General features: G+C 59.6%; 1 protein-coding gene. It reads right to left on the minus strand.

Annotated features, from left to right (window positions below; all coding sequences use genetic code 11):
• Positions 1-565: transposase (locus VRY85_RS14870; protein WP_414599382.1), on the minus strand; the 565-nt coding region annotated here is incomplete at both ends.

The following is a 565-nucleotide window of genomic DNA, read 5'->3' on the forward strand; positions in this document are numbered from 1 at the left end:
GGCTTCTTTGGGTACGCCGGTGTGTATTTCAGTGTCCTGAACAACGCCTCGGAATAGGGATTGTCGTCACTGACTGCCGGGCGGCTAAATGACGGTACGATACCCAAGCGCTGCAAGGTCGCCAACATGGTGGCGCCTTTCATGGGCGAGCCGTTATCGGCATGCAACACCAGCGCGTCGTGGCGCACACGGTGACGCAGGCAGGCCTTGGTGATGAGCGTGGCAGCATGTTCGGCGCGTTCATCCTCATGGATTTCCCAGCCCACAATCATGCGGCTGTACACATCCATCACCATGTACAGGCGGTAAAACTGGCCACGAACGGCGGTGGGCAAGAACGTGATGTCCCAGCTCCAGGTTTGTAGCGGCGCACTGGCCATCCATGCATGGGGTTTTGGGACCGTTCTGGGCGGTTGGGCGCGACCGCGCCGGTTTGCTTGTCCATGCTCGCGCAGAACCCGGTAAAAACTCGATTCGCTGGCCAGGTAAAGCCCCTTGTCGGCCAGACTTGGCACGATCTGTGAAGGCGGCAGGCTTTGGTATTGCGGGCTGTTGCAGGTGGCAA

The organism is Achromobacter sp. F4_2707, assembly GCF_047501535.1.
Taxonomy (GTDB): Bacteria; Pseudomonadota; Gammaproteobacteria; order Burkholderiales; family Burkholderiaceae_B; genus Yanghanlia.